The organism is Rhodoferax sp. P1_F3, from assembly GCF_056405715.1.
Genome location: NZ_JBFUBO010000017.1, coordinates 22,558 through 46,050, shown reverse-complemented (window position 1 = coordinate 46,050; position 23,493 = coordinate 22,558). Strand labels below are relative to the sequence as shown.

The 23,493-nt window shown below is 64.2% G+C and carries 18 protein-coding genes and 1 pseudogene; 3 read left to right on the top strand and 16 right to left on the bottom strand.

All coding sequences use genetic code 11. The annotated features are described in order from the left end of the window. Positions 1 to 109, top strand: a pseudogene (locus AC1DZ5_RS20440) (IS30 family transposase); the annotation flags it as partial. Positions 110 to 187: 78 nt separating this feature from the next. Here AC1DZ5_RS20440 and AC1DZ5_RS20435 read toward each other — a convergent pair. The 15 genes from AC1DZ5_RS20435 to AC1DZ5_RS20365 form a co-directional block, all read right to left on the bottom strand. Beyond that, complete coding sequence (locus AC1DZ5_RS20435) at positions 188 to 2,707, bottom strand: ABC transporter permease (RefSeq protein WP_477892470.1); 2,520 nt, start codon at positions 2,705 to 2,707, stop codon at positions 188 to 190. Between the two features lie 84 nt (positions 2,708 to 2,791). Beyond that, positions 2,792 to 3,601, bottom strand: a complete 810-nt coding sequence (gene fdhD, locus AC1DZ5_RS20430; RefSeq protein WP_477892468.1) for a formate dehydrogenase accessory sulfurtransferase FdhD — start codon at positions 3,599 to 3,601, stop codon at positions 2,792 to 2,794. Continuing rightward, positions 3,591 to 3,848 carry a hypothetical protein gene (locus AC1DZ5_RS20425; RefSeq protein ID WP_477892466.1) on the bottom strand — a complete coding sequence of 86 codons (258 nt, stop codon included), beginning with the start codon at positions 3,846 to 3,848 and terminating at the stop codon, positions 3,591 to 3,593. The genes fdhD and AC1DZ5_RS20425 overlap by 11 nt, the downstream gene beginning before the upstream one ends. Further along, the gene (locus AC1DZ5_RS20420) at positions 3,842 to 6,136 is read right to left on the bottom strand and encodes an FdhF/YdeP family oxidoreductase (protein WP_477892464.1); all 2,295 of its coding nucleotides are present in this window, start codon (positions 6,134 to 6,136) and stop codon (positions 3,842 to 3,844) included. The genes AC1DZ5_RS20425 and AC1DZ5_RS20420 overlap by 7 nt, the downstream gene beginning before the upstream one ends. A 78-nt stretch (positions 6,137 to 6,214) precedes the next feature. Then, complete coding sequence (moeA, locus tag AC1DZ5_RS20415; RefSeq protein ID WP_477892462.1) at positions 6,215 to 7,483, bottom strand: molybdopterin molybdotransferase MoeA; 1,269 nt, start codon at positions 7,481 to 7,483, stop codon at positions 6,215 to 6,217. After that, positions 7,480 to 8,178, bottom strand: coding sequence for a molybdenum cofactor guanylyltransferase MobA (gene mobA, locus AC1DZ5_RS20410; protein WP_477892460.1), 699 nt, complete (start codon positions 8,176 to 8,178; stop codon positions 7,480 to 7,482). Before mobA ends, moeA begins: the two co-directional genes overlap by 4 nt. Then, positions 8,165 to 8,992, bottom strand: a complete 828-nt coding sequence (locus AC1DZ5_RS20405; protein ID WP_477892458.1) for an ABC transporter substrate-binding protein — start codon at positions 8,990 to 8,992, stop codon at positions 8,165 to 8,167. The genes mobA and AC1DZ5_RS20405 overlap by 14 nt, the downstream gene beginning before the upstream one ends. Continuing rightward, complete coding sequence (locus tag AC1DZ5_RS20400; protein WP_477892456.1) at positions 8,989 to 9,696, bottom strand: ATP-binding cassette domain-containing protein; 708 nt, start codon at positions 9,694 to 9,696, stop codon at positions 8,989 to 8,991. The genes AC1DZ5_RS20405 and AC1DZ5_RS20400 overlap by 4 nt, the downstream gene beginning before the upstream one ends. Before the next feature lies 1 nt (position 9,697). Next, positions 9,698 to 10,435, bottom strand: coding sequence for an ABC transporter permease (locus AC1DZ5_RS20395; protein WP_477892454.1), 738 nt, complete (start codon positions 10,433 to 10,435; stop codon positions 9,698 to 9,700). Then, complete coding sequence (locus tag AC1DZ5_RS20390) at positions 10,432 to 11,292, bottom strand: formate dehydrogenase accessory sulfurtransferase FdhD (protein WP_477892452.1); 861 nt, start codon at positions 11,290 to 11,292, stop codon at positions 10,432 to 10,434. Before AC1DZ5_RS20390 ends, AC1DZ5_RS20395 begins: the two co-directional genes overlap by 4 nt. A gap of 12 nt (positions 11,293 to 11,304) precedes the next feature. Continuing rightward, complete coding sequence (fdhF, locus tag AC1DZ5_RS20385; protein ID WP_477892450.1) at positions 11,305 to 14,187, bottom strand: formate dehydrogenase subunit alpha; 2,883 nt, start codon at positions 14,185 to 14,187, stop codon at positions 11,305 to 11,307. Next, a complete protein-coding gene (locus AC1DZ5_RS20380; RefSeq protein WP_477892448.1) occupies positions 14,188 to 15,990 on the bottom strand; it encodes an NADH-ubiquinone oxidoreductase-F iron-sulfur binding region domain-containing protein in 1,803 nt (600 codons plus the stop codon). It abuts the gene before it with no gap. A 24-nt stretch (positions 15,991 to 16,014) separates the two neighbouring features. Then, positions 16,015 to 17,643, bottom strand: a complete 1,629-nt coding sequence (locus tag AC1DZ5_RS20375; RefSeq protein ID WP_477892446.1) for an OFA family MFS transporter — start codon at positions 17,641 to 17,643, stop codon at positions 16,015 to 16,017. Between the two features lie 140 nt (positions 17,644 to 17,783). Next, positions 17,784 to 19,325: a methyl-accepting chemotaxis protein gene (locus tag AC1DZ5_RS20370; protein ID WP_477892444.1), complete on the bottom strand. Its 1,542-nt coding sequence runs from the start codon at positions 19,323 to 19,325 to the stop codon at positions 17,784 to 17,786. Positions 19,326 to 19,433: 108 nt separating this feature from the next. Beyond that, entirely contained in the window at positions 19,434 to 20,381 is a 948-nt protein-coding gene (locus AC1DZ5_RS20365) for a LysR family transcriptional regulator (protein WP_477892442.1), read from the bottom strand. A 64-nt stretch (positions 20,382 to 20,445) separates the two neighbouring features. Here AC1DZ5_RS20365 and AC1DZ5_RS20360 point away from each other — a divergent pair, with 64 nt between their 5' ends. Then, a complete protein-coding gene (locus AC1DZ5_RS20360; protein WP_477892440.1) occupies positions 20,446 to 21,009 on the top strand; it encodes a nitroreductase family protein in 564 nt (187 codons plus the stop codon). A 4-nt stretch (positions 21,010 to 21,013) separates the two neighbouring features. Here the strand turns inward: AC1DZ5_RS20360 and apbC are convergent, their stop codons facing one another. Then, positions 21,014 to 22,105 carry an iron-sulfur cluster carrier protein ApbC gene (apbC, locus tag AC1DZ5_RS20355; protein WP_477892438.1) on the bottom strand — a complete coding sequence of 364 codons (1,092 nt, stop codon included), beginning with the start codon at positions 22,103 to 22,105 and terminating at the stop codon, positions 21,014 to 21,016. A 95-nt stretch (positions 22,106 to 22,200) separates the two neighbouring features. Here apbC and AC1DZ5_RS20350 point away from each other — a divergent pair, with 95 nt between their 5' ends. Then, positions 22,201 to 23,493, top strand: coding sequence for a patatin-like phospholipase family protein (locus AC1DZ5_RS20350; RefSeq protein ID WP_477892436.1), 1,293 nt, complete (start codon positions 22,201 to 22,203; stop codon positions 23,491 to 23,493).

Sequence of the window (23,493 nt, the reverse complement as noted above, 5' to 3'; positions counted from 1 at the left end):
GGACCTGATGAATGGCCGACCCAGGAAAACACTGGACTGGTGCACACCGCATGAGGTCTACAGTGGTTGGCTGGCCAAGCTCGAAGAGCCAACTCAATCAATCCAATAAACTACCTTCGTGTTGCACTTGGATTTGAGCGCGCCCCCCACAGAATATGCGCGAGCAGCTATCAAAAGTATAGTGTCTTCAGGTCGCCGCGCGGCGCAGGGTCTCCACCACCGGGCGGCGCAGCACATCGCGCAGGCCCCACCAGCCCGCGGCCAGCGCCAGCACCGCGCCGGCCAGCGCGCCCAGCAGCGGCACCCACAGTGATACGGTCCAGTCGAACTCGAACACATAGCGCGCCAGCGCCCAGCCCACGGCCGCGGCGACGATGGACGCCAGAAAGCCCGCCAGCAGACCCACGCCCGCCAGCTCGGTGCGCTGCACTTGGCGCAGCAGGCTGCTGCCCGCGCCCACGGCGCGCATGATGGCGAACTCGCGTGCGCGGTCCTCGCGCGTGGCCGTTACCGCGGCAAACAGCACCACCAGGCCAGCGGCCAGCGTGAAGCCGAACAGAAACTCCACCGCGCGGATCACCTGGTCCAGCACGCGCTGCACCTGGTTGATGGTGCTGGTCATGTCCACATTGGTCACGTTGGGAAACTGGTGCACCAGCGCGTTGTCAAAGCCCTTGGTCTCGGGTGCCTTGAAGGCGCCCATAAAGGTGCTGGGCACGTCCTTGAGCACGGCCACCGGGTACATCACGAAGAAGTTGGCCCGCATGGAGCCCCAGTCCACCTTGCGCAGCGAGGTGATCTTGGACTCGGTCTGCATGCCGCCCACATCAAAGCGCAGGCTGTCGCCCAGCTTCAGGTTCAGCGTTTTCGCAATACCCTCTTCCACGCTCACCGCGCCCTCTTCGTTCTCGGTCCATTGCCCGCCCACCACCAGGTTGTGCGGCGGGTTCTTGGCGCTGTGCGAGAGGTTGAACTCGCGGTCCACCAGGCGCTTGGCGCGGTCTTCCGTGAAGTCATCGGGCGAGATGGCCTTGCCGTTCACCGCCACCAGGCGGCCGCGGATCATGGGGTACCAGTCGAACTTGGCCACACCGCTGTCGGTCAGCGCCTTCTGGAAGGCATCGGACTGCTCGGGCATCACGTTGATGACGAAGCGGTTGGGCGCGTCGGGTGGTGTGGCCCGGCGCCAGCTGCTGATGAGATCCGTGCGCAGCAATACCAGCAGTACCAGCGCCAGCAGGCCCACGGACAGCGCGCTGACCTGCACCACGGTGTAGACCGGGCGGGCCGACACCTGGCGCGTGGCCAGCACCAGCCAGCGCGGTGCCGTGGCCTCATTCACACTGCGGCGCAGCAGCTTCACGGCCACCCAGCTCAGACCCGCAAACACCAGCACCGCAGCGGCAAAGCCGCCCACGGCTATCAGGCCCAGCATGAGGTCACTGCTGACCGTGAGCAGCAACGCCGCAAAGCCCGCCACCCCAATGGCCAGCACGCCAACGGACGCGGGGCGCAGGTTGCCCACGTCGCGGCGGATCACGCGCAGCGCGGGCACTTGGGCCAGCTGCAGCACGGGCGGCAGGCCAAAGGCCATCAGCAGGGTCAGGCCCATGCCCAGCCCCAGCGCCACGGGCCACAGCGATGCGGCAGGCAGCGCCGCATCCACCAGCCCGGCCAGCAGCGCCACGAACAGGTAGTGCACGCCAAAGCCGATCAGCACGCCCAAGGCGCTGGCAAACAGGCCCACCAGCGCGAACTCAAAGGCGTACGCGCTGGCGATGGTGCGCTGGGACAGGCCCAGCACGCGCAGCATGGCGCAGTCGTCCAGATGGTTGGTGGCAAAGGCACGCGCGGCCAGTGCCACGGCCACCGCACTCAGCAATGCGGCCAACAGCGCCACCAGGCTCAGGAATTTGTTGGCGCGGTCCAGCGTCTGGCTCATCTCGGGGCGGCCGCTCTGCAGCGACTCGACCCGCACGCCACGCACGCCGCCGGTCTTCACCTGCGCGTCGGCCCACACCACAAACTTGCGCACCGCGGGCTCATTGCCGGCCACGGCCATGCGGTAGTTCAGGCGGCTGGCGGGCTGCACCAGGCCTGTGGCCTGCAGGTCGGCCCGCGTGATCATCACGCGTGGCGCAAAGTTCATGAAGCCACCACCGCGGTCGGGTTCGATCACGATGATCTTGTTCACCGTGAACTGGCTGTCGCCCAGCAGCAGGGGGTCACCCACCTTGAGGCCAATGGCTTCCAGCAACGCAGCATCCACCCACGCCTGGCCTTTGGCAGGCGTGTCTTTGGTGGGAGCGTCGGGCGCATCGGCCGCGCTGCTCACACGCAGGCTGCCGCGCAGCGGGTAGCCGGGCTCCACCACCTTGAGGGCCACCAGCTTGGCTGCGCCGCCTTGCGCGTCATTGGCGCGCGCCATGGTCGGAAAGCCCAGCGTGTGGACGACAGAGAGCTGGAGCGAACGGGCCATGGCCTCAAAGGCCTCGGGCGGCGGGTTGTCGCTGGAGATGACGGCGTCACCGCCCAGCAGCTGGCGCGCATCACGCTGCAAGCCGCCTTGCAGGCGGTCGGCAAAAAAGCCCACGGCAGTGAGGGCGGCCACGGCCAGGGTGACGGCCACGATGACCAGGCGCAGATCGCCAGAGCGCACATCGCGCCACAGGGTGCGCCAGCCCAGCGCAAAAAAAGACAATTTCAAACCGGCCTCCCAGGACCAGGGAACACCGAAGCATTATTCCCGAGACACTGCTGCCCCTGTGTTTGCAAAGGCCTATGCGCCGGCTCAGGCGGTGTAGCGCACCGCCCGCTGCCCGCGTACCAGCCCCCACAGCTGCAGGCCGCTGCGGGTGGCCATGTCCACCGCAAAGTCTGTCGGGGCGGAGATGGCGGCCATAGCGGCCACACCCATGCGCACACATTTGCGGATCAGTTCGTGGCTAGCGCGGCTGGTCATCAGCACAAAGCCCGGCTCCTGCAAGGTGTTGTGCCGGGCGCGGTAGCCCAATAGTTTGTCGAGCGCGTTGTGTCGACCCACGTCTTCCATGACCTCCAGCAACTCACCCTGCGGGCTGACCCAAGCAGCAGCATGCAATGAGCCGCACGCCTGGTTCAAAAGCTGGCGCTCAGGCAAGGCGTTGGAGGCGCGCAGCAAGGCATCCACCGTCAAAGCAGCCAGCCAAGGTTGGCGCGGCATGGCAAGCAAGGGGGGGCCCAATGCTGCCAAGCTCTCCACACCACACAACCCGCAGCCGGTGTTGCCCGCCAGGCTGCGGCGCTGCAGCTTGAGGCGCTGGAAACAGGCAGCCGCAATCTCCAACCTCACGGTCAGCCCCTGCACCGAATCGGTGTGCACCGACTCCACCTCGATGCCATAGCACTGCGAAGGTGTATCGAGAATGCCCTCGGTCAAGGCAAAGCCCAGCGCAAACGCCTCCAGATCCTGCGGGGTGGCCAGCATGACGGCGTGCGAAATGCCATTGAACTCCAGCGCCACCGGCACTTCCGCTGCAAGCAAGTCGGTGGTTTGCCCGTCTTGCGGCCAGCGGTCTACGGCGCAGGTGCTCAGCGCCGGCGTGCGACTTTCATGGCGCATGGTCTTGCTCCGCACACAGCACCTGTCCGGCCTCCGTCAGGCTGGCGGTCCAGCGGCTATCGGCCATCTCCACGTGCACCCAACCTGGGCCGGCCTGGCCGGCCACCGCCGCATCCCCCAGGGTGGCCAGGGAACGCATCACCACACTGCCACTCAAGCCCAGCTGTTTGCCCAACCTGGGCAAGGACACTGGCTTGGCCGCACGGTACAGCGTCCATAGCAAGGTTTGCTGCAGCTCCGTCAGCATGCCGCTGCCTTGTGCGGCAGCATCAGCACCGGGATGCACTTGGACGTCGGTGTGCCCGCATCAATAGCCACCGATTCCAGCGGCACCAGAGGGTTGGTCTCAGGGTAATACGCCCCCACGCAACCGCGGGGGATGTTGTATGCCACCAGCTTGAAGCCTTCGGCGCGACGCTCATCGCCGTCTTCCCACACGGTCACAAAATCGATCCAATCGCCAGCCTTCATGCCGAGTTCGCGGATGTCCTGCTCGTTGGCAAACACCACGCGGCGCTGGCCGAACACACCGCGGTAGCGATCGTCATTGCCATAAATGGTGGTGTTGTACTGGTCGTGAGAGCGGGTCGTCATCAAGGCGAACACTGTGGCATCGCCCTTGCGTTGGCGGGCCTGGTGCAAGGGGGTATCAACAGGTACCGCATGGGTTTTGAACACTGCTTTGCCAGGTTCCGTGGCCCACACCCGCTCGCTGGCGGTATTGCGCAAGCGGAAGCCACCGGGCACGCTCACGCGGGCATTGAAGTCTGCAAAGTCGACAAACACCTCGGCAATCTTGTCGCGGATGCGGCGATAGTCTTCCACCAGCCACTGCCAAGGCGTGTTGCTGCGTGCGCCCAAAGTGGCTGCAGCCATGCGGGCCACGATGGCGGGCTCGGACAACAGCTGCGGCGCTGCCGGCGGGTTGATGCCCATGGAGATGTGCACCATGCTCATGGAGTCTTCCACAGTCACGCCTTGCAGGCCGCCGGCCTGCATGTCCATCTCGGTACGGCCCAGGCACGGCAGGATCAGGGCATCCCGCCCGTGCACGATGTGGCTGCGGTTGAGCTTGGTGGTGACATGCACGGTCAGGTCGCACTGGCGCAAGGCCTTCCAGGTTTGGACCGTGTCAGGCGTGGCAGCGGCAAAGTTGCCACCCAAGGCAATGAACACCTTGACCTTGCCATCCAACATGGCGCGTATGGTGCTCACCGTGTCCAGTCCAGGCTTCTGTGGAGGTGTGAAGCCGAAGACCCGCTCCAGGCTTTGCAGCAGCGACTGGGGCGGCAGCTCCCAGATGCCCATGGTGCGGTCGCCCTGCACATTGCTGTGCCCGCGCACCGGGCAAGGGCCGGCACCGGGCCGGCCGATGTTGCCGCGCATGAGCAGCAGATTGACGATCATCTGGATGGTAGCCACCGAGTTTTGGTGCTGGGTGATGCCCATGCCCCAGCACGCAATCGTGCTGCCGGCCTTGGCATAGACATCTGCGGCGCTGCATATCTGCTCCGCGCTCAGACCGGACTCTCGCTCCAGCAGCTCCCAAGACTCGGCGCGCAGATCTTGCAGCAGTGCGTCAAAACCCATGGTGTGTTCGGCAATGAAGGCGCGGTCCAGCACCGGGCGCCCCTGGTCGTCCCACTCCACCAAGGCTTTCATCATGCCTTTGACGAAGGCGAAATCGCCGCCAATGCGCAGCTGAAAGTAGTGACTGCTGATGGGGGTGTCGCGCAGGGTAGCCATCTCCAGCTTGTCCTGCGGGTCGGCAAAGCGCTCCAGCCCGCGTTCGCGCATGGGGTTGATGCTCACAATTCGCGCGCCACGCTTGGCCGCCTGGCGCAACTCACCCAGCATGCGGGGGTGGTTGGTGCCGGGGTTCTGGCCGAAGATGAAGATCGCATCCGCTTGGGTGAAGTCGTCCAGCGTGACCGTGCCTTTGCCCACACCGATGCTCTCGCGCATGCCGGTCCCGCTGGGCTCGTGGCACATGTTGGAGCAGTCGGGAAAGTTGTTGGTGCCGTACTGACGCACAAACAGCTGGTACAAAAATGCCGCTTCGTTGCTGGCCCGCCCAGAGGTGTAGAACGCCGCCTGGTTGGGGTCCGGCAAGGCATTGAGATGCCTGGCAATCAGGCCGAACGCGTCGTCCCAGCTGATGGGGCGGTAGTGGTCGGTGCTGGCGTCATAGACCATGGGCTCGGTGAGGCGGCCATGGTCTTCCAGCGCAAAGTCGCTCTGCAGGGCCAGCTCGGCCACACTGTGCTGCGCGAAGAATTCGCGGGTCACCCGCCGGGCTGTCGCTTCGGCGGCAACGGCTTTGGCGCCGTTCTCACAAAACTCAAACGTAGAGGCGTGGTTGCGGTCCGGCCAGGCACAGCCCGGGCAGTCAAAGCCATCAGGCTGATTGGCTGACAGCAGCGTCTTGGCACCTTTAATCGCAATATCCTGCCGCAACAGGGCCTGGCCCACGCTGCGCAAAGCGCCCCAGCCACCAGCCGGGCCGTCGTACAACTCAATTTTCTGTTCACTCATTATTTGTACTCCCTGATCCACACTGTCTGCGCGCCACAAGCCTTGTGGGCCGGGTACGCACATCGCCCGCCACGGGGCTTAAATCACCCCATCAAACATCATCACATCCACACAATCGCCCGCCGCCACATGGCCCTGGGCGTGGTGCAGCACGATCAGCCCGTTGGCCTGCACCATGGAGCTGAGCACACCAGACCCCTGGTTGCCGGTGGTGCGCACCTGCAAGCGACCGTCTGGTGCAGTGCTGACGATGCCGCGCTGGTATTCGGTGCGGCCAGCTTTCTTGCGCACCGGTTCCTGGCTATGCGCCTGTAAGAGCGGCAAGGGCTGAGGCCGTGCGCCCATCATTTGCAACAGCGCCGGACGTATCAACGTCAAAAACGTGACCATCACCGCCACCGGGTTGCCGGGCATGCCAAACAACACGGTGTTGCCAATGCGGCCCACAGCAAAGGGGCGCCCCGGGCGCATGGCAATGCGCCAGAAGGCCACATCGCCCAGCTTGGCCATCATGCCCTTGGTGAAATCGGCCTCACCCACGCTCACCCCTCCACTGCTCAAAATCACATCGGCCTGCGCGGCGGCACTGCGAAACGCAGCCTCCAGCGCAGCCGGTTCGTCGCGCACCACACCCAGCTCAATCACCTCGCAGCCCAGGCGGTCCAGCAGGCTGGTGACGGTGTAGCGGTTGCTGTCAAATACCGCGCCTTCGCGCAGCGGCTCGTCCACCGACAGCACTTCGTCGCCGGTGGACAAATAGGCCACACGCAAGCGCCGTACCACCTGCAAACTCTGCAGACCCAAACTGGCCGCCAGCCCCAGTGCAGCGGGCGTGAGCAGCTCTCCTTTTGGTAGCGCCACACCGCCCTGCAGCAGGTCTTCTCCGCGCAGGCGGCGGTTGTCGCCAGCTTTCAAGATGTCGGTGGGGATGTGCACCACATCGTCTTCTTGTTTTGTGAACTCCTGCGGCACCACGGTGTCCAGCCCGCTCGGCAATATGGCACCGGTCATCACCTTCAGGCATTCGCCCGCGCCCACAGTGCCCACCCAGGCCTTGCCGGCCAAGGCGGTACCGACACTGCGCAGGGCCAGGGCCTGGCCGGGCTGCAACAGCGCACCGCTGAAGGCAAAGCCATCCATCGCCGAGTTGTCATGCGCGGGCACCGAGATGGGCGACACCACATCCTGCGCCAGCACGCGGCCCGCACACTGGCGTAGCGGCAATGTCTCCACGCCCTGCACCGGCGCCACCAAGCGGGCGATGAAGGCGTTGGCGTCGTCCATCTTCAGGGCCTGCGGGTCGTAGCCTTGCAGGGAGCGGGCAATGTCGTCCAAAGAAGTCGTCATGTGTTTTCCAGCAGACGCAGTTCGTCCAGCGTGTTGGCATTGGCAAACGCGTGGGGGTCGTCGCCCGCCAGGTTGAAGGGCACCTGCACCACGCGGTGCTGCGCAGTCCAGGCGTCGACCTTGCGGCCACCGCCATCCAGAAATTCGGTCAGGTTGCCCAGCAGGCTCGCCTTCATCAGGCAAAAGACGGGCTGGCTGCGCAGGCTGAGTTGGCCATCGCGCCCTGCCTCCGGCGCCTGCACCACGGCAATGTCGGCTCGGGCCGCGTTGAGCGCGTCCAGCAGGCGCTGTGCCAGGTCCAGCGGGAACAACGGGCTGTCGCACGGCACGGTCAGCAGCAGCGGGCTGGTGCACAGGTCCAGCCCGGCCTGAAAACCGGCCAGCGGACCGGAGAAATCTTGCACGCGGTCGGCAAACACACGCACCCGACCAGCGCCCCACGCCGCTTCGCCCAAGGCCAGATAGTCCTCGGCATTGCGGTTGGCATTGATCAGTACGCTGTGAAGACCTTGTTGTGGTCCACCCTGCTGGGCGGCCAGGCGTTGCAGCGCGTGCTGGGCCATGGGCTGGCCGCGAAAGGGTTGCAAACCCTTGTCCACGCCACCCATGCGCAGGCCGCGCCCACCCGCCAGCACCAGGGCAGTTACGTCACTGAGGGCAAAGGCAGAGGTCGCAGAAGATTCAGGGATTGGCATTGGGGAAGAATAGCTGCTCGCCACCGATTTTGTAGCTGGCGATCACGCCCTGGCCTGCTGGCGAGGTGACCCACTCCACAAACTTGGCGGCCCCGACTGCGTTCACATGGGGGTGTTTGGCCGGGTTCACCGGCAGCACGCCGTATTGGTTGAACAACTGCTTGTCGCCTTCCACCAGCACCGCCAGGTCGGCGCGGTTGCGGAAATTGAGCCAGGTGCCGCGGTCGGTCAGCACATAGGCGCCCAGGGAGGCCGCCATGTTGAGTGCCGGCCCCATGCCGCAGCCGCACTCTTTGTAGTTGGCGAACTTGGGGGCGTCTAGGCCCGCAAGCTTCCAGTAGCGCAGCTCGGCCGCGTGGGTGCCGCTGCGGTCACCGCGCGAGATGAAGGCTGCTGGCCCCACTGCTGCCTTCTGGAAGGCCGACACGATATCTTTGCCGCGCACGCGGGCTGGGTCATTGGCAGGCCCCACCAGCACAAAGTCGTTGTACATGACCGGCAGGCGCTTGGTGGCAAAACCCTCTTGCACCAGTTTTTCTTCGGCCGCCTGGTCGTGCACAAACAGCACATCGGCGTCGCCACGGCGCCCCATGTCGATGGCCTGGCCGGTACCCACGGCCACCACCTTCACGTCCAAACCGGTGGCCGCCTTGAAGGCCGGCAGCAGGTGGGCAAACAGGCCCGACTGCTCGGTGGATGTGGTGGACGCCATGACCAGCGACTGGGCCGACGCAAAACCAGACGCTACAAAAACAATAGCTGCCAGCGCAATGCGCACGGGAGCTAGAGGTTTATTTCTTTTAAAACCACTCATGAAATGGCCTCTCCTTTTACAAAATGGGCCGCCGCGGCGGAATGCGCCAGCAAGCGGTCCTGGTCAAAAAATTCGGTCACGGGCAGATCGGCCAGCACCCGGCCCTGCTCCAGATACGCCACGCGGGTTGCCAGGCGCTTGACCTGGCCCAGGTTGTGGCTGGCAAACACGGTGGTGCCGCCGTAGGCCTGCACGGCGGCCTCTACCAGGCGTTTGGAGTGCGGGTCCAGGCTGGCAGTGGGTTCGTCCAGCAGTAGCACCTCGGGCTCCAATGCCAGCGCACGTGCCAGCGCCACACGCTGGGTTTGCCCCACCGACAGTTGGCGGCCGCTACGCGCCGCCACGCTTTGCAGGCCTGCGTGAGTCAAGGCCTGCGACGCGGCTTGGCGGGCGGCGCGCCAGCCCCTGCCGCGCAACCAGAGGGCCAACGCCAGGTTGTTCTGCACCGACAGGCGCAGCAGCACCGGGCGCTGGAACAACATGGCCTGCTTCAAACCTGCCTGGCGCTGGGCCGTGCCCGCAGTGGGCGCCAGCAAGCCATGCAACACGCGCAGCAACGTGGATTTGCCGCTGCCGTTGGAGCCGACCAGGGCCACGCGTTCACCCGCGGCAATGTGCAGCGACACGCCATCCAGCGCCGGGGGTGCGCCCCGCGTGGAGGCCAGCACCACCTGCACGTCGTCCAGTTGGTAAAGCACCGCCATCTCAGAGCGCCCCTTGCGAACGCGTCGCCACCGGCACAGCATGGGCGACGCCCATCCAGACACGCAGGCCGGCAATCAGCATTTGCAGCACCAGCACCACGGCCAGCAGCACCAGGCCCAGACCCATGGCCAGCGGCAGATCGCCCTTGCTGGTTTCCAGCGCAATGGCGGTGGTCATGACACGGGTGAAGCCGTCGATATTGCCACCCACCAGCATCACCGCGCCCACCTCGGCAATGGCGCGGCCAAAGGCGGCCAGCGCCACGGTGAGCAAGGCGTTGCGCTCATCCCAGGCCAGTAGCAAGCCGGTCAGGCGTGGCCCGGCGCCCAGCGAGTGCAGTTGCTCGCCGTGCGCGGTGTGTGCGTCTTCCACCACCTGGCGCACCAGGGCCACCACGATGGGCAGCACCAGCACGGTCTGCGCCAGCAGCATGGCCTTGAACGAATACAACCAGCCGAGGTAACCGAGCGGCCCGGAGCGCGACAGCAGCAGGTACACCACCAGCCCCACCACCACGGACGGCAAGGACAACAAGGTGTTGAGCACGGCCAGCAACACCGTGCGCCCGGCAAAGCGACCGACCGCCAACCAGGAGCCCAGCACCGTGCCAAGGACAAACGCGATGGCCGTGGCACTGGCGCTGAGCGTGAGCGAACGCAGCACGATAGACAGCAACATGGGGTCGGCCGAAACCACCAACTGCCAGGCGGCGTGCGCGCTGTCCCCCAGAGAACTCAAATGGGCGCCTCTTCCGTCGCGGGCAGGGCCACGGTGTCGAGCTGCAGGCGCTCTGGTGCGCTGAAGCACAAAAAGCGTTTGTTCAGCGCGCGGCCAATGGCACACAGGCCCAGGCTCTGCGCCACCGCGTGGCCCATCTGCGTCATGCCGCTGCGCGAGATGACCACGGCAATTCCCATCTGCGCGGCCTTCATGACCATCTCACTGGTCAGGCGGCCGGTCGTATAAAACACCAGGCCTTCTGTGACCAACGGTGTGGTGCCAAGGGCCTGCAGTGCCATCCATCCGGCGATGGCGTCGATGGCGTTGTGCCGCCCTACGTCTTCCACAAACAGCAGCCGCTCCTCACCGCGGAACAGCGCACAACCGTGCACCGAACCGGCCGACTTGTAGGTGCTGTCCTGCAGGCGGATGGTGTTGACGATGGCGTAAACCTGCGAGCGGGTCACCGTGGTGGCGGGCAGTTGCACGCCTTCGATGTGCTCCATGACCTCACCAAACAGGCTGCCCTGGCCGCAGCCCGTGGTGACCACGCGTTTGGCGGTCTTTTGGGCGATGTCGACAATGCCAGCGCGTGTTTTCACCGCAGCAGCGCCCACCTCCCAGTCCACGGTGATCGACTCCACCGCGCTGGCATCTGGCACCAGGCGCTGGTTCAGCAGGTAGCCCAGCACCAACCACTCGGGCCGCTCGCCCAGCGTCATCAGCGTCACCAGCTCACGCTTGTCCACATAGACGGTCAAGGGCCGCTCGGCCGGAATGTCCAACGCCTGTTGCTCGCCATGCTCGTTGGTCACCTCAATGCGGTGCGTCAGCGGCGCACGGGCTTGGGTAAGGCGGGGCAAGGCGTGGGACATGGTGCTTACGGCTTACTGCACTGGTGCTGGTGCCGCATTGACACCATAGCCGCTCACGACGGCGGGCACGCCACCCCGGCGGATGGCCACGGCGCAGTACTTGAACTCGGGAATCTTGCCAAACGGGTCCAACGCGGCATTGGTCATCAGGTTGGCGGCTGCCTCGTAATAGGCGAATGGAATGAACACTGCGCCCTTGGGCGTGCCATCGTCCCGCCGCACATGGATGGCGACTTTTCCACGGCGTGACTCCACCGTGATCACGTCGCCAGGATGTAGACCCAGAGCTTGCAGATCGTCACCGCACATGGAGGCGGTCGCCATGGGCTCAATGGCGTCCAACACGGTGGCGCGGCGCGTCATGCTGCCGGTGTGCCAATGCTCCAGCTGGCGGCCGGTGATCAGCACAAACGGGAACTCGGCGTCGGGCCGCTCATTGGCCGGAATGATGTCGGCAGGCACAAGGTGCACACGGCCGTCGTCGGTGGCAAAGCTGTCGATGAACACCGTGGGCGACCCAGGATCGTCCGCACTCAGGCAGGGGTAGGTCACGCTGGACTCGCGCTGCAAGCGCTCCCAGGTGATGCCGGAGATGGCGGCGTGCATGGCCTGGCGCATTTCTTCATAGACTGCGGCGACGCCATCGCTCGCTCCCTGGTAGTTCCAGTTCAGTCCCATGCGCTTGGCGATCTGCTGGAGGATCCACAGGTCAGGCTTGGCTTGGCCCGGCGGGTCAATCGCCTTCTTGCCGAGCTGCACCATGCGGTCGGTGTTGCTGACCGTGCCATCTTTCTCGGGCCAGGCGGTGGCGGGCAGCACCACATCCGCCAACCAGGCGGTCTCGGTCATGAAAATATCTTGCACCACCAGGTGCTTCATCGACGCCAGCGCGTGGCGCGCATGGTTCAGGTCGGGGTCGCTCATGGCCGGGTTCTCGCCCATGATGTACATGCCGTGCACCTTGTGCGGGTCACTGTCGTCGACCAGCGCCTTGTGCATGATTTCGACCACGGTGTAACCCGGCTGGTTGTCCAGCTTCATGCCCCAGAAATCCTCAAACCAGTCATGCGCGGCCTTGTTGGTCACGCGCTGGTAGTTCGGGTACATCATGGGGATCAGGCCCGCATCGCTCGCGCCCTGCACATTGTTCTGGCCGCGCAGTGGATGCAAGCCTGAGCCAGGCTTTCCAATCTGGCCGGTCACTGTGACCAGGGCAATGAGGCAACGCGCGTTGTCGGTGCCGTGCACGTGCTGGCTGATGCCCATGCCCCACAAAATCATCGCGCCCTTGGCCTTGGCGAACTCCCGCGCCACTTCGCGAATCGTCTGCGCAGGAATGCCGCAAATGGGCTCCATGGCTTCGGGGCTGTAGCCCTTGACGTTTTCCTTCAACGCCTCGTAGTTGCTGGCGCGTTTGGCAATGAAGTCCTGGTCCGCCAGGCCCTCTTCGATCACCACATGGATGAGCGCGTTGAGCATGGCCACATCGGTGTCGGCCTTGAACTGCAGCGTGCGCCAGGCATGCTTGCCAATGTCGGTGATGCGCGGGTCGGCCAGCACAATCTTGGCGCCCTTCTTGGCCGCGTTCTTCATCCAGGTGGCGGCCACCGGATGGTTGGACGTGGGGTTGGAGCCGATCACAAAGATCAGATCCGAATGCTCCACATCATTCACTTGGTTGCTGACCGCGCCCGAGCCCACGCCTTCGAGCAAAGCGGCCACGCTGGAAGCGTGGCACAGGCGGGTGCAGTGGTCGACGTTGTTGCTGCCAAAGCCGGTGCGCACCAGCTTCTGAAACAGGTAGGCCTCTTCGTTGCTGCCCTTGGCCGAGCCAAAGCCTGCTAGGGCCTTCTTGCCAAAGGTGTCGCGCAGGTGTTGCAAACCACCGGCGGACAGGGCCAGGGCTTCTTCCCACGTCGCTTCGCGGAACACATCGGACCAGTCGGCGGTATCGCGGTTCAGGTGGTTGAGCGCCTCAGGGTCTTTGGGCACACCGGCCTTGCGGATCAGCGGCACGGTCAGGCGCTGCGGGTTGGCCGCGTAATCAAAGCCAAAGCGCCCTTTCACACACAGGCGGCTGTGGTTGGCCGGGCCATCGCGCCCGTCCACACTGACGATGAGGTTGTCCTTGACGTTGTAGGTCAACAGGCAACCGACACCGCAAAACGGGCAGACGGAATCCACCTTCTTGTCGACGATTTGCGAGCCCACTTGTGTCTTGGGCATCAGCGCGCCCGTCGGGCAGGCCTGCACACATTCGCCGCAGGCCACGCAGGTGCTGTCGCCCATGGGGTCGTTCAGGTCAAACACGATCTCGCTGTGGCTGCCGCGCAGCGCGTAGCCGATCACGTCGTTGACCTGTTCTTCGCGGCAGGCACGCACGCAGCGGTTGCACTGGATACAGGCGTCCAGATTCACGGCCATCGCGGGGTGCGACACATCGGCCTTGGGCTGCGCGCGGCGCAGGGCCTTGAGCTCGGGGCGCACCTGCACCTCCATGCGCGCGGCCCAGTCACTCAACTCGCCGTGCTGCTGCGATTCGTCTTTCTCGTTCCATTTGTAGCCGGTGTCCGGCATGTCGGAGAGCAGCATCTCCAGCACCATCTTTTGGCTCTTGACGGCGCGCTCGCTCGTGGCCTGTACTTCCATGCCCGCAGTGGCGGTGCGGCAGCAGCTGGGGGCCAGCGTGCGCTCGCCCTTGATCTCGACCACGCAGGCGCGGCAATTGCCGTCGGCACGCAGGCCGTCCTTGTAGCAAAGGTGGGGAATGCAGACACCGCTGCGTTCGGCAGCCTTCAGAATGGTCTCACCCTCAAAGGCTTCGACGGGCTTTCCGTCGAGGTAGAAGGTAATCACCTGGGGCATCACTTCGATGGGTTTGGCAGGTGCGTTCATTTATGCAATCTCCTGCGGAAAGTATTTCTGCACGCAGCGCACCGGGTTGGGTGCGGCCTGGCCGAGACCACAGATGGAGGCGTCGGTCATCACCACGTTCAAATCCTCCAGCGTGGTGTTGTCCCACACTGGCGCTTCCATGAGCTTGGCCGCCTTGGCCGTGCCCACGCGGCAGGGGGTGCACTGGCCGCAGCTCTCATGGGCAAAAAATCGCATCATGTTCAGCGCGGCGTCGCGCGCTTTGTCATGCTGACCCAGCACGATGACTGCTGCCGAACCGATGAAGCCGCCATGCGGCTGCAGTGTGTCAAAGTCCAGCGGCACATTGGCATGGCTGGCCGGAAAAATGCCGCCTGACGCGCCACCAGGCAAGTAGGCATAGAGGGTGTGGCCGTCTTGCATGCCACCGCAGTACTCGTCAATCAATTCGGTCAGCGTAATGCCGGCTGGAGCCAGCTTGACGCCGGGGTACTTCACACGGCCGCTGACGCTGAAACTGCGCAGGCCCTTGCGGCCATTGCGGCCAAAGCCGCTGAACCAGTCTGCGCCTTTTTCCACAATGTCGCGCACCCAGTACAGGGTCTCAAAGTTGTGCTCCAGTGTGGGCCGGCCAAACAGGCCCACCTGGGCGATATAGGGCGGGCGCATGCGTGGCTCGCCGCGCTTGCCTTCGATGCTCTCGATCATGGCGGACTCTTCGCCGCAGATGTAGGCGCCGGCACCGCGGCGCAATTCAATGGTGGGCAGCGGGCACGGCGGGTTGGCACGCAGTTGGGCCAGCTCGTCCTCCAGAATGGCGCGGCAGCCGTGGTATTCGTCGCGCAGGTAGATGTAGCAGGACTCTATGCCCACCACCTGGGCGGCAATCAACAGGCCCTCCAGAAAGCGGTGCGGGTCGCGCTCCAGGTAGGTGCGGTCTTTGAAGGTACCGGGTTCGCCCTCGTCGATGTTCACGGCCATGAGTTTGGGGGCTGGCTGGTCGCGCACGATGCGCCACTTGCGCCCGGCCGGAAAACCTGCACCGCCCAAGCCGCGCAGCCCCGACGCTTCCATGGCCTGGATAACGCTCTCGGCGTCATGCTCCCCATTCACCAAGGCCGCGGCCAAGGCATAGCCGCCTTGGGCACGGTAGGTGTCGTAGCCGGCATAGTCGGGCGCAGCCTGCACGGCATGCGCAGGGGGTGACACCGGTTTTTCAGCAAATTGGTGCGCTACAAATTGTGTAGCGGCTTGTGCAGATGGATGACGGGCTGCAGCCGATTTAGTCAATGCAACCACGGCCTCGGCCGTCGCCATGGGCACCGGGTTCTGATGCACTACGGCCACCGGCGCCTGCTCGCAGCGGCCCAGGCAGGGTGCAGGTATCACACGCACATCGGCGTTGCCCAACAAGGTGGGCAGGCGCGCCAGCAAATCCTGGGCGCCCGCCATTTCGCAACTCAGTCCATCGCAGACCCGCACGGTCAACTGCGGCACCGTCTCGTCGCCCCGCACCACCTCGAAGTGGTGGTAGAAGGTGGCGACCTCGTAGACCTCGGCCATGGGGATGTTCATCTCCTTGGCCAAGGCCACCAGGTGCCTGTCGTGCAGGCAGCGGTAGGCGTCGTTGAGCTTGTGCAGGTGTTCGATCAACAGGTCACGCCGGTGCGGCCCCGTACCCACCAGCGCCCGCACGTCGGCCATCGCGTCATCTTCAGGCTGTCGGCCTTTGAGCTTGCTCTTGCGGCGGATGCGGTCGCGCATATCGTCCACCGTGGCCAGTGCCACGACGGGAATATGCGGTGCGGGTACGGTTGCAGTCATGGCGTTCCTGTGGAATCTAACAATTTAAGCAAAGAACTTGGCGACGCTTTGCAGGGTGCGGTACACGCCCCATGCCAGTGGCAGGCCCACGGCCAGCCAGGCAAAGACAACCACACCAGCAGGAATGGTGTCTGCGCCGCCGGAGCTGGCGCCGACTTCCGATGCCGCCGCACGCTCGTGCGCCAGCTTTTTCTCTGCTGCCAGTTCGGCGTCGGTCATGAACCACTTGTTGTCCAGCGGACGCACCAGCAGGTTGCAGATCAGGCCCACCACCAACATGCCCACCAGGATGTACATGGTCTGGTTATAGACCTGTTCACGCGGAATGCCTAAGCCCAGTTGGTACTCGCGCATGTAGTTCACCACCACAGGGCCCAACACACCGGCCGTGGCCCAGGCGGTCAGCAAGCGGCCGTGGATGGCGCCCACCATCTGCGTGCCGAAGATGTCAGCCAGATAAGCTGGCACCGTGGCAAAACCACCGCCATACATGCTCAAGATCACGCAAAACGCACCCACAAACAGCACGATGCTGCCCGCCGCCGCGCTACCAGGCACGCTGAAGTACATCAGGCCACCCAACACGAAGAACACGATGTAGGTGATCTTGCGACCCAGCTTGTCTGACAGGCTGGCCCAGAAGAAGCGCCCACCGATGTTGAACAGCGAGAGCAACGCGGTAAAGCCTGCGGCCACCGTGGCAATCGCGGCCAACTGGGTTTTGTCCAGCTCGCCGAATTTGGCTTGCACACCAATCAGGGTGCCGCCAAAAACTTCCTGCAACATGGGAGAGGCCATGCCGATCACACCAATGCCGGCGCTCACGTTCATGCACAGCACCATCCAGATGAGCCAGAACTGGGGAATGCCCCAGACCTTTTTCACGTGCACATGTTTCTGCGTGATCATGGCATTGTTCACTTGCGCGGGCGGTGGGGTCCAGCCTGCGGGCTTCCAGCCGGTTTCAGGCACACGGTAGCCAAAGGCACCGGCCATCATGAACACAAAGTACACCAGCGCCATCACCACAAAGGTCTGCATCACGCCCACATCGGTGGGGGTGGCAAAGTACTTCATCAGGTCAGCGGCCAACGGGGAGCCGATCATGGCACCACCACCAAAGCCCATGATGGCCATACCGGTGGCCATGCCGCGGCGGTCCGGGAACCACTTGATCAGCGTCGATACGGGCGAGATGTATCCCAAGCCCAGGCCAATGCCCCCGATAACGCCAGATCCCAGAATCATCAACCAAAACTGGTGGGTCTTGATACCGATGGCGGATATCAGCATGCCGCCGCACCAGCACAGTGCGGACACCACACCGGCCTTGCGTGGCCCAGCGCGCTCTAGCCAACCGCCCCAGGTGGCAGCGCTGGAGCCCAGCAGCACGAAAAACAAGGTGTACATCCAGCCCAGGGTGGAGATTTGCCAGTCACAACTGGTGGTGAACAACTGACCCCAAAAGCCGACGTCAGGGCCGCACTTGATGGCCTCCTTGATGCCAAGCGCCTTGGACAGCGGCAGCCAGAACACCGAGAAGCCATAGGCCATCCCGATGCACAGGTGAATGGCCAGTGCAGCCGGCGGTACCAACCAACGGTTGAAGCCGGGGCCGGCAATGATCCGTTCCTTATCGAGTAATCCAGACATTGAATCTCCTTTGCGATTGATGAAAACACTGGCTCACCATCGTCCAACGTGGCGGGCGCGAGTGTCACAGGTCAAGCCGGATGAATCCAATTGATTCATCACATGCATTGATTCAAAAACTAAATGCTGCATCGCGGCATTTAGCGGTGGGTTTTAAAACTGTCTACCGCGGCACCCAGTGTGTGGGCTTGGTCACGCATCTTCAGGGCCGCGGCGGCCGCTTTCTCTACCAATGCAACGTTTTGTTGCGTCATCTGATCGATCGCGGAGACGCTGCGGTTAACACTCTCAATGCCTGCACGCTGCTCCTGACTGGCCTGGGCGATGCCATCGATATAACTCACAACTTCAGAAATGGCGCCGGTAATGTGCTCCATGGCCTGACGCGTCTTATCCACCAGATCGCTGCCCGCCGCCACACTATTGACCGAGGCACCGATCAGGTCCTTGATCTCACGGGCTGCGCCGGACGAGCGCTGCGCCAGGCTGCGCACTTCAGAGGCCACCACTGCAAAGCCCCTGCCTTGTTCACCAGCACGGGCTGCTTCCACGGCAGCATTCAAAGCAAGAATATTGGTCTGAAATGCGATGCCTTCGATGAGGCCAATGATGTCGTTGATTTTGTTGGCGCTAGCAGAGATCTGCCCCATGGTGCGAACGACCTGCTGCACCACATCGCCACCGTTGCTGGCGACACCGGAAACAGACGCGACCAGGCTGTTGAGCTGCGCGGCCTGGTCAGCCGTGTGCGCAACGGTGGACGTTAATTCATGCACCGCCGAGGCTGCGGCATTCACTTCGCCCGCTTGCTTTTCCGTGCGATTGGCCAAGTCCATATTGCCATCAGCGATTTCGCTGGTACCCATAGCCACGATGGCGGTAGAGCTACGGACCTTGCCCATCAACAAGGTCAGGCCAATGTTGATACTGTTAATGGCTAACAAAATCTGGCCGGCATCGTCACTGGAGCTCACGTGCACCTGCCGGGTCAGATCACCCGACGCCACGCGTTGCGAGGCGGCCCGACCTGCGCGCAGTGGCAGGGCAACAAAGTGGTTCATCAGCAGGTAAGTGCAGGTCCACAGCAGCGCCATCATGACGCCGCCTATCACCCAATCAGTGGGGTTACGCAGTTGTCCCGTCACCCCCAAGAGCACGGTTTGCACCAGGCCATACACCACTGAGATGCGCCATGCCATGGCAGCAGACAACCCCATGCCGGGCGAAGCCGTGATGTCCAGCCCCACAAACAGGATGCCGATGATTCGACCCGAAGCGTCTTTGACGGGCTCGTAGTGCGTCAGGTACTGCTTACCAAAAATGGTGGCGTAGCCCAGGTGCGCGCGGCCTTGCAGCACATCGTCATAGGCTGGCTGGGAGCGGTCCAGTGGCGTGCCTATGGCACGCTCACCATCTTGCTTGCGCACCGAGGTGGTAACGCGAATGAAGTCATCGCCATCGCGTGCAAACACGGTGGCCACCAAGCCGGTGGACTGGCTGAAGCCATCCGGCAATGCGAAGTCGAGGTTGAGGGGCCGCTGGCCATTGCGTAACAGGGCCACCTGGCGATCCTGCACTGTCACGCGCTGGTGGCCGTCCAGTGAGAAGGCATCGGGCAGCACCTCGGCGAATTTGCGGGCTGCCACTTTGACCCGCCGTGCGGGACCGGTAAAAGGAAACATCGGTGTCCAATCCAAAACTGCAGGGCCATCGCCGAACACGAAACACCCCTGCAAACCCCCGGCATGCGGAGCCTCGTTTTTACACCAGTTTTATTGCTTCAAATCAAATTAAAACGACACCAAAAGCCCGCTATGCGCCGCGGCATGGCGTAACCAGGCGCCATCTTGCGCCAACACCTGCGCAGCCTCCATCGCCCTGGAGAGACGCACCTGTGCATGGCGCATGAAACCAATGGGTGTGCGCACCTGCGGGCTCACCAGCGGCAAGGCTTCCAGCTCGCGGTAGCCGCGCACGGCAGCCACCAACGCACCGGGCATCACGCTGCACACCTGGCCTGCCACCACGCTGAGCGCCATGGTGAGGATGGAGTTGGTCTCGATGATGGCTGTGACGGTGCAGCCCGCACTGGCAAAGGCGGCATTGACGATGGTGCGGTTGTGCATCTCTGGTGTCAGCAAACACAGGGGCTGCTGCGCTGCGCTTTGCCAACTGATGGGCTCGCCAATTTGAAGCTCGTGCGGGTGCGGCTGGGCTGCACGGCGCAGCAAAAAATAGTGCTCGATGTACTGCGGCAGCGCCAGCAGCTTGGCACCGCCCAGGCCCATGCGGTCGGTGTAGCCCAGCCCCAGGTCGATCGACAGGTTGTCGAGCCGGGTCTCCAGCTCTGAGGAACTTAGCGAGAGCACCACGGGCATGATCGCCGGATGCCGCGCTTGCAACATGGCCGCAAAGCGCGCCGCGATCGGCACCGCCGTGGGCACCGTCCCGATGACCAGGCCACCGGCCGGGCTGTCAGCCGTGCTTTTGAGGGACTGCTGCAACACCTGCTGCTCATGCAGCATGCGTTGCCCTGCGGCCAACACCTGCTCGCCCTCGGACGTGAGCCCGGCAAAGGTGCGCCCCCGGCGCACGATGACCACGTTGAATTCTTCCTCCAGCGCCCGCAAGGCATTCGACAGCGCGGGCTGCGTGATATGGCAGGCCTCGGCCGCGCGCGCGAAGTGGCGATGCTCATTGAGCGCCACCAGGTATTTCATGGAAGCCAGCAAATTCATGTCACTACGTCCAACGGGTTACGGCGCAACGATTATGCGGGGCGCCCTGCTATTCTTGCCCACCATGACGCAAGCCGCCGCCCTGACCACCCTACTCCACCGCTATTCGCTGGGCGTAAAACACCTGGTTGAACCCGGCCCCGATGCCGTCCAGCTGCAGCAGATGGTGGCCGCCGCCCTGCGCGCGCCCGACCATGCGGAGCTGGTGCCGTTTCGGTTGGTGGTGGTGCAAGGGGAGGCCCGGCTGCGCCTGGCCGAACTGTTTGCAGCCCATGCCCAGAACAAGGGCAAGGATGCCGAGGGCGTGGCGATTGAGCGTGAGCGCGCGCTGCGTGCGCCGGTCACCGTGGCGGTGCTGGCGCGCATCGACCTGGGCCACCCGGTGGTGCCTGCGCATGAACAGTGGATGTGTGTGGGCGGCGCGGTCACCAACTTTTTGAACGCGGCGCATGCGCTGGGCTTTGCCGGCAAGATGCTTAGTGGTGACAAGGCCCGCGCGCCGCACCTGATCCAGGCCTTCTGCGAACCCGGCGAGACCCTGGTGGGCTGGGTGGTGCTGGGCACCCCCACGCGCGAACCGCGCAGCGACGGCCGCAAGGACAGCACCCAGGCGCTACGCTTTTGGTAGCTGCTTAGCTGTTCTTGCTGATCGTGATGGTGGGGAACTTGCTGGAGAAGTCCTTGGCCTGCGCCGCGATCTTCACCGCCACCTGGCGCGCCATGCCCTTGTAGATGTTGGCCACTTCACCGTCGGGGTCTGCCACCACCGTGGGACGGCCGCTGTCGGCCTGTTCGCGGATGTGCAGGGCCAGGGGCAAGGAGCCCAGGTAGTCCATGCCGTAGCCCTCGGCCATCTTCTTGCCGCCATCAGCGCCAAAGATGTGCTCCACGTGGCCGCAGTTGGTGCACACGTGCACCGCCATGTTTTCCACAATGCCCAGAATGGGCACGCCCACCTTCTCGAACATCTTGATGCCCTTCTTGGCATCCAGCAGCGCAATGTCCTGCGGCGTGGTCACCACCACGGCGCCGGTCATGGGCACGCGCTGGCTCAGCGTGAGCTGGATGTCGCCGGTGCCGGGCGGCATGTCGACGATGAGGTAGTCCAGATCTTTCCAGTTGGTCTGGCGCAGCAGCTGCTCCAGCGCCTGCGTGGCCATGGGGCCGCGCCAGATCATGGCTTCGTCCTGCGCCACCAGAAAACCGATGGACATGACCTGTACGCCGTGGTTGTGCATGGGCTCCATGGTCTTGCCATCGTCGGACTCGGGGCGACCTTCGATGCCCATCATCATGGGCTGGCTGGGGCCGTAAATGTCAGCGTCCAGCAGGCCCACGGTGGCACCCTCGGCGGCCAAAGCCAGCGCCAGGTTGGCCGCAGTGGTGCTCTTGCCCACGCCGCCCTTGCCCGAGGCCACGGCCACGATGTTCTTCACACCGGGCAGCAGCTGCACACCGCGCTGCACCGCATGGGGAACGACCTTGGTGCTGGGCGTGATCTGCACGCTGGTCACGCCGGGCACGGCTTGGGCGGCAGCGGTGAGCACCGCCACCATCGCAGGCCACTGGCTCTTGCACGGATAGGCGATTTCCAGGCCCAGGCGGACCTCGCCACCCTGCACGGCGAGGTTCTTGAGGGCCTTGGCGCTGGCAAAGGTTTGCTGGGTGTTGGGGTCGATGACGCCTTGCAAGGCGCCCAGAATGGCTTGGTCGGTAGCGGACATGAAAACTCCTGAATGCTGGGAGTCTATCGAACTGCTAGGGTTTACCCCGCGCATTTAACTGTTTACAAGCCCATGGGGCTTTTCATAATGGCTCCATGGACACCCGACCGCCCCCCCTGCCCGCCAACGGCCTGTTGTTGACCGGTGGCGGCGCCCGCGCGGCCTACCAGGTGGGCGTGCTCGAAGCCATTGCCGACATCCGCCTGGCCTGCGGCGCGGGCGACCAGCCCAACCCCTTTCCCATCATTGCAGGTACCTCGGCAGGCGCCATCAACGCCGCGGCGCTGGCCTGCGGAGCGGACAATTTCGACGCCACGGTGCGCATGATTGCCCACACCTGGCGCAACTTCCACGCCGACCAGGTGTACCGTGCCGACCACTTGAGCATGCTGCGCTCGGGCGCCACCTGGCTCACTCTGTTGTCGCTGGGCTGGCTGCTGGCCAAGTGGCGGCGCGTGAAGCCCAAGTCACTGCTGGACAACGCGCCGCTGGGCGAGCTGCTGCAAAAGCTGGTGCCGCTGGAGCGCCTGCCGCACCTGATTCGCCGCGGCCACCTGCAGGCCTTTGCGGTCACCGCGTCCAGCTACAGCTCGGGCGACCACATCACGTTTTTTGAGGGCGACAAGCGCCTCATGCCCTGGGTGCGCAGCCAGCGCCTGGCCGTGCGCAGCAAGATCACCCATGCCCACCTGCTGGCGTCGTCGGCCATTCCGTTTGTATTCCCAGCCACCGAGCTGCACATCCAGGGCCACACCGAATACTTTGGCGACGGCTCCATGCGGCAAAGCGCGCCAGTCTCACCCGCTATTCATTTAGGAGCAGAGCGCATACTGGTGGTGGGGGCTGGCCGCATGCATGAGCCCAAGAACGAGGCCCACCTGCACACCACCAACAGCTACCCCACGATTGCACAAATTGCCGGCCACGCGCTGTCCAACATCTTTCTGGACGCGCTGGCCGTGGATGTGGAGCGGGTGCGCCGCATCAACCAGACCATCAACCTGGTGCCTGCCGAGGCCCGCAAGGCCAGCGCCTTGCGCCCGGTGGAACTGCTGGTGATTGCCCCCAGCCAGCGGCTGGACGCGGTGGCCGCGCGCCACGTGGGCGACCTGCCGCGCGCCGTACGCACCATGCTGGGCGGCGTGGGCGTGTCGTCTGCCAAGGCCGATGTGAAAGGCGCCGCACTGGCCAGCTACCTGCTGTTTGAGAGTGGCTACACCACTGAGCTGATGTCGCTGGGCTACGCCGACGCCCAGGCGCAGCGCGCCGAAGTCTGTAAATTCTTTAACTGGGTGGACCCCGACGCCGTGACCAGCCCCGGGAGCCTGACCCCGGCCGAGCCCCCCAAACGGCCCGAGCGCCGCCAGGACCCGCTGCGCCTGCGCTAA

Excerpts from the sequence above, each read along its gene's own strand:
- fdhF (WP_477892450.1), bottom strand. The coding sequence starts at position 14,187 with ATGAACGCACCTGCCAAACCCATCGAAGTGATGCCCCAGGTGATTACC.
- fdhD (WP_477892468.1), bottom strand. The coding sequence starts at position 3,601 with ATGCGCCATGAAAGTCGCACGCCGGCGCTGAGCACCTGCGCCGTAGAC.
- AC1DZ5_RS20375 (WP_477892446.1), bottom strand. The coding sequence starts at position 17,643 with ATGTCTGGATTACTCGATAAGGAACGGATCATTGCCGGCCCCGGCTTC.
- AC1DZ5_RS20420 (WP_477892464.1), bottom strand. The coding sequence starts at position 6,136 with ATGAGTGAACAGAAAATTGAGTTGTACGACGGCCCGGCTGGTGGCTGG.
- AC1DZ5_RS20360 (WP_477892440.1), top strand. The coding sequence starts at position 20,446 with ATGACGCAAGCCGCCGCCCTGACCACCCTACTCCACCGCTATTCGCTG.
- AC1DZ5_RS20425 (WP_477892466.1), bottom strand. The coding sequence starts at position 3,848 with ATGCTGACGGAGCTGCAGCAAACCTTGCTATGGACGCTGTACCGTGCG.
- apbC (WP_477892438.1), bottom strand. The coding sequence starts at position 22,105 with ATGTCCGCTACCGACCAAGCCATTCTGGGCGCCTTGCAAGGCGTCATC.
- AC1DZ5_RS20400 (WP_477892456.1), bottom strand. The coding sequence starts at position 9,696 with ATGGCGGTGCTTTACCAACTGGACGACGTGCAGGTGGTGCTGGCCTCC.
- AC1DZ5_RS20370 (WP_477892444.1), bottom strand. The coding sequence starts at position 19,325 with ATGTTTCCTTTTACCGGTCCCGCACGGCGGGTCAAAGTGGCAGCCCGC.
- AC1DZ5_RS20390 (WP_477892452.1), bottom strand. The coding sequence starts at position 11,292 with ATGTCCCACGCCTTGCCCCGCCTTACCCAAGCCCGTGCGCCGCTGACG.
- AC1DZ5_RS20405 (WP_477892458.1), bottom strand. The coding sequence starts at position 8,992 with ATGAGTGGTTTTAAAAGAAATAAACCTCTAGCTCCCGTGCGCATTGCG.
- mobA (WP_477892460.1), bottom strand. The coding sequence starts at position 8,178 with ATGCCAATCCCTGAATCTTCTGCGACCTCTGCCTTTGCCCTCAGTGAC.
- AC1DZ5_RS20380 (WP_477892448.1), bottom strand. The coding sequence starts at position 15,990 with ATGACTGCAACCGTACCCGCACCGCATATTCCCGTCGTGGCACTGGCC.
- AC1DZ5_RS20365 (WP_477892442.1), bottom strand. The coding sequence starts at position 20,381 with ATGAATTTGCTGGCTTCCATGAAATACCTGGTGGCGCTCAATGAGCAT.
- moeA (WP_477892462.1), bottom strand. The coding sequence starts at position 7,483 with ATGACGACTTCTTTGGACGACATTGCCCGCTCCCTGCAAGGCTACGAC.
- AC1DZ5_RS20350 (WP_477892436.1), top strand. The coding sequence starts at position 22,201 with ATGGACACCCGACCGCCCCCCCTGCCCGCCAACGGCCTGTTGTTGACC.